The organism is Candidatus Desulfatibia sp., assembly GCF_036446775.1.
Classification (GTDB): domain Bacteria; phylum Desulfobacterota; class Desulfobacteria; order Desulfobacterales; family UBA11574; genus Desulfatibia_A.
This window is the reverse complement of sequence record NZ_JAZFTO010000048.1, coordinates 1-4613: the sequence shown is the minus strand read 5'-3', so window position 1 is coordinate 4613 and position 4613 is coordinate 1. Positions and strand designations below refer to the sequence as shown.

The 4613-nt window shown below is 47.5% G+C and carries 5 protein-coding genes; 1 reads left to right on the top strand and 4 read right to left on the bottom strand.

Translation table 11 applies throughout. From position 1 onward, the window contains the following. The 3 genes from ligA to V3S16_RS02185 form a co-directional block, all read right to left on the bottom strand. Positions 1-1122 (bottom strand): NAD-dependent DNA ligase LigA (ligA, locus tag V3S16_RS02195; protein WP_413883038.1); only part of this gene is annotated, 1122 nt, incomplete at its 3' end. Further along, positions 1107-1850 carry a nucleoside phosphorylase gene (locus V3S16_RS02190; RefSeq protein WP_413883037.1) on the bottom strand — a complete coding sequence of 248 codons (744 nt, stop codon included), beginning with the start codon at positions 1848-1850 and terminating at the stop codon, positions 1107-1109. The genes V3S16_RS02190 and ligA, both read right to left, overlap by 16 nt. 12 nt (positions 1851-1862) lie before the next feature. Beyond that, positions 1863-2114 carry a hypothetical protein gene (locus V3S16_RS02185; RefSeq protein WP_413883036.1) on the bottom strand — a complete coding sequence of 84 codons (252 nt, stop codon included), beginning with the start codon at positions 2112-2114 and terminating at the stop codon, positions 1863-1865. 335 nt (positions 2115-2449) lie between these two features. Between V3S16_RS02185 and rocD the strand changes: the two genes are divergently transcribed. Beyond that, positions 2450-3643 (top strand): ornithine--oxo-acid transaminase, encoded by a 1194-nt coding sequence (gene rocD / locus V3S16_RS02180; RefSeq protein ID WP_413883035.1) that lies wholly within the window; start codon positions 2450-2452, stop codon positions 3641-3643. Between the two features lie 144 nt (positions 3644-3787). Here rocD and V3S16_RS02175 read toward each other — a convergent pair whose 3' ends face one another. Then, positions 3788-4381, bottom strand: coding sequence for an N-acetyltransferase (locus V3S16_RS02175; RefSeq protein ID WP_413883034.1), 594 nt, complete (start codon positions 4379-4381; stop codon positions 3788-3790). Positions 4382-4613 lie beyond the last annotated feature (232 nt).

Genomic DNA, 4613 nt, shown 5'->3' with positions numbered 1-4613 from the left:
TCTCTCGATCTCATCTTCGTTGTGAAGCGTGGCACGGCTGACCATCACCCCCGCGATATTCACAGGATCAAGATGGGCAACGGGCGTCAGGGCACCGGTCCGTCCAACCTGAACGACTATCCCCGTTACCCGCGTTGTTTCCTGCAAGGCTTCAAACTTATAAGCAAGGGCCCACCTTGGACTGCGGGAAGTTGCACCCAGCAACTTTTGCATCTCAAGGCTGTCGACTTTAATCACCATACCATCTATATCATAGGGCAACTGATGCCGCTTTTCGCTGAGTTCCCTGTAATATTCCAGCACCTCTTTGATCAAAATTTTCGGCCGGATATAAGGATTAATTCTAAACCCCAGCCCCTTTAATATATGCAGTGTTTCCCAATGTGATTCCAAAACCAGATCGGTAACAATCCCCACACCGTAAATAAAAATCTCCAAGGGCCGTTTCGCCGTAACCCTGGAATCGAGCTGCCTTAAAGAACCGGCCGCCGCATTCCTGGGGTTGGCAAACGGCGGCAAGTTTTGATCCAAGCGTTCTTGATTTAATTGTTTGAATTCTTCCAGGCCGATAAAAACTTCCCCCCTTACCTCCAGGCGGGAAGCAATGTTTAAAGCTTCGCCGCCGGCAAGAATAAGCAGGGGCACGGAGCGTATAGTCTTTACATTCGGCGTTATCACCTCGCCGTTAACGCCGTCACCGCGAGTGGAAGCCATAACCAGCCGGCCGTTTTCATAGACAAGTTCAACAGCAACTCCATCTAATTTCGGTTCAACTGTATAAACAATTTCCTCATCCGTATCGAGATTCTTCTTTATGCGACCATCAAACTCCATGATGTCGGCATCAGTGAATCCATTTCCCAGGCTCAGCATGGGAACGGAGTGCTCAACGGTACCAAACGATGTAAGCGCTGGTGCCCCTACCCGGCAGGTCGGAGAATCCGGGCTTGCAAGTTCCGGATGATCCGTCTCGAGTTCTATCAGCGCCTGCATCGCTCGATCATACTCAGCATCCGATATTTCAGGATCATTCAGGACATAATAGCGGTAATTGTGCCTGTGAAGCGCTATCCTTAGTTCCTCGACTTTTTGCAATACAGCAGGATCTATATCGACTGGCATAAGATGCTTATCACCTCAACGGCAGCCCTGCGGGCTTTTTTAAAATCTCTTTCGTTAAATCCCGTCCGCCACTTATATGTTGACACTTCATCGGAAACCACCAGGATTCCCGTAACTTCAGCATTGCGGCAGCTTCCTACGGTAAACAGTGCCGATAGTTCCATCTCTACGGCCAAAACACCTTTCTTTTGAAAATGCTCGACTTTTTCACGGGTCTCTCTGTAGACGGCGTCTGTGGACCATACCAGACCTTCATGAAAAGAAAGATCATGGTCTCTAAAGGTCTTTTTTGTTTCTTCCAAAATTTGACCTGACGGATAAGCCAGATCATGCCCACTGGCGTTATAATGCCGCGATGTGCCTTCATCAATGACGGCACCTGTAGCAACAATAATGTCTCCGATTTTAACCTTTTTAGAGACGGCTCCGCACCAACCGAAAAAGATAATTTTACGTGCACCCCAGGCCACTAACGTCTCCAGCACCATGGTAGCGTATGGCGCACCGATCATGGGACCTGTAACTGCAAGGCCTGCTTGCAAGCCGTTTCCCACAATCAGCCTGCTCATAAATAAATTTTTTACGTGATCCTGTCCCAAATCCAGCTGCCTGCGAAGTGCATTCAGATCCTCCTGATTAGACACCATCACGGCAACAGGACCCAAATCCGGCGCATTTTTCGCTTTTCCGGGTTTTACAATTGAATCGTCATTGCATAGGTCATTCATTGGATTTACTAATCATACCGGTTTTGCCAACCCCGCAAGTTCGTCTTTGACCTCATCAATGATCTCGTAAAACCACATCAGATCCTCAATGGAGAGACGGCCGGCTCTGCGCTGGGATTCTGATCCGTCTTTTTTGGTATATATCCGGGGGCCGATCTGAAGTTTCGGTTCCCCGCCGGCATATTGGTTGATCGAAATCACAAGCCCGGTTTCATCGCATTTCCACTCGTGCAATACCTTATCCTTCTCAGCGTCAAATGCCATAGCATCCTCTCGTGATAAAATCGCTGCGCGATTTTGTTTAACGTCCCGAAAGCATTCGGAACTTGAAAAAATTTAAGTTTAAACCTATACTATTTAGTCATAAAATGGCACGAATTTATCAATGCTGCAAGATCTTGTTTGTAATCGGCCATATTAAAACACTTCCCTGAATTAGTGCCGAAAACGACACTTTAATTTAAAAATTTGCTTTCTCCAATCTTTTCATGATATTTTTTTATTAGTTTTATAAAAACTTACATATACCTGATAGACAAAACACAATCCCCAGCCAATTGGATTTGGACAATACCGAACACAGCAAAGGAGGAGCATTCATGGACGCCCAATATTTTATCGATCTGGAAGAACAGTTTGGGGCTCACTATGACCAGCCGCTGGATGTGGTTCTGCATCGTGGGGAAGGTATCTGGGTCTGGGATATAGAAGGCAACAAATACATGGACTGTCTCGCCGCTTATTCGGCGGTCAACCAGGGACATGCGCACCCCAAAATCAAGCAAGCCATGATTGAACAACTCCAAAAACTGACCCTCACTTCACGTGCCTTTCGCAATGACCAGCTGGGACTGTTTTATAAAGAAATCTGTGAACTGACCAACGCACACAAGGTTCTGCCCATGAACAGCGGCGCTGAAGCCGTGGAAACCGTGATCAAAGCAGTTCGCAAGTGGGGCTACAAGATCAAAGGAATCCCGCCGGATCAGGCCGAGGTGATTGTCTGTGAAAACAACTTTCACGGACGCACCATTTCAATTATCGGGTTCAGCAGCAACCAGCAGTACCGGGACGGTTTCGGTCCTTTTACACCCGGTTTCAAAATCATCCCTTTCGGCGACTCAAACGCTCTGGAAGATGCCGTCACTCCCAATACGGTGGCCTTTCTGGTTGAACCGATCCAGGGTGAAGGCGGAATTATTGTACCGCCACCCGGGTATTTGAAACAGATAAAGGAGATTTGTGAAAAACACAATATTGTCTCCATTTTTGACGAAATTCAAACCGGACTGGGCCGCACCGGCAAATTGCTCGCCGAAGAGCATGAAGGCGTTGATGCCGATGTGACCCTCATCGGCAAGGCGCTATCCGGAGGATTTTATCCTATCTCGGCTATTTTGTCGAACTCCGAGGTTCTGGGTGTCTTTATACCCGGCGATCACGGCAGCACCTTCGGCGGCAATCCTCTGGCCTGTGCCGTCGCCCGAACGGCCCTCAAGGTCTTAATCGAAGAAAACATGATCGAAAACGCCGCTAAAGTGGGTGATTATTTCATGTCTAAGCTCAAAACTATCAAAAGTCCCCACATCAAAGAAGTCCGGGGTAAGGGGCTGATGATCGGGGTCGAACTGGTCCCCGAGGCCGGCGGGGCCCGCCGCTTTTGTCATCAACTGCTCCAGCAGGGACTACTGTGCAAGGAGACCCACAAGCATGTCATCCGTTTTACGCCGCCTTTGACAATTTCCAAAGAAGATGTCGATTGGGCCTTAGAAAGAATTGAGTCGGTTCTATAGCAGTTCTTGAAATAAAATCGTGTTACGATTTTATGAAACGCGGCTATGCCGCTCAGATGGCGAAAGGCACCGCACTTTCTCCTTAAAAAGGATTTTATCTTTATTTGAATTCATCCCGCGCTGCAAGAAGCGGGGAATTCAAATTTAAAGATCCAGAACCATTCCGACTTCATCACAATTAAAGTATTTCGGGCAGCGACTGCATTCGCCCCATACCTTGGGAGGAAGTTCCTCTCTGTTTTGTCGCCTGAATCCAAGCGTTTTGAAGAAATCTTCCGTCATTGTAAATGTAAACAATCGCCTTATTCCCAGTTGTTCGGCCTCTTCTTGCATGACTTCGACTAACTTGCTTCCCAGACCCATCTGCTGGTAATCCGGATGAATCGCAAGCGCTCTGATCTCAGCAATATCTTCCCAAAGCACATGCAGGCTGCCGCAGGCCACAATCAGGTGCAATACTTCTCTGGTTTCCGTCAGACTGTAAACCGGAACGTTGCGGTCACTGGCTATCACGAAATCCCTGATGTTTTCATACAGGTATTGGGGACCTCTGGGAAGCATTAAATTCAATGCTGCAAAGCCGTTCACCAATTCGAGAATTTCTTCTACGTCCCGAATTTGAGCTTTCTGGATGACAATTTTGTGTTGGCCTTCTTCCTTTATAAGGCCTTTACGAATATTTTCTTTAGGTTCCTCTTCATCCAGTTTAGAAACGGGAGGCGGTTCAATATATTCCATAGCACTTTACCTTTTAGCTTATTAAATACCCATCTTGATTTATGGGGTCTGCCTAACCGTATGCGTTCACAGGTTCAGGGTTCAACGTTCAGGGTTACCTTTCGTTGGGTTCACAGAATCAGAGTTCACCACTGCCCGACCGACGGCAGGTGAGGTTCAGGGTTGTCTTTTCATGCGTTCACAGATTTCCCACCACTGGTGGGATTCAACGTTGTCTTTATTCGTTGAACCC

Coding starts and splice junctions, on each gene's coding strand:
- V3S16_RS02185 (WP_413883036.1), bottom strand. CDS start 2,114: ATGGCATTTGACGCTGAGAAGGATAAGGTATTGCACGAGTGGAAATGC.
- V3S16_RS02175 (WP_413883034.1), bottom strand. CDS start 4,381: ATGGAATATATTGAACCGCCTCCCGTTTCTAAACTGGATGAAGAGGAA.
- V3S16_RS02190 (WP_413883037.1), bottom strand. CDS start 1,850: ATGAATGACCTATGCAATGACGATTCAATTGTAAAACCCGGAAAAGCG.
- rocD (WP_413883035.1), top strand. CDS start 2,450: ATGGACGCCCAATATTTTATCGATCTGGAAGAACAGTTTGGGGCTCAC.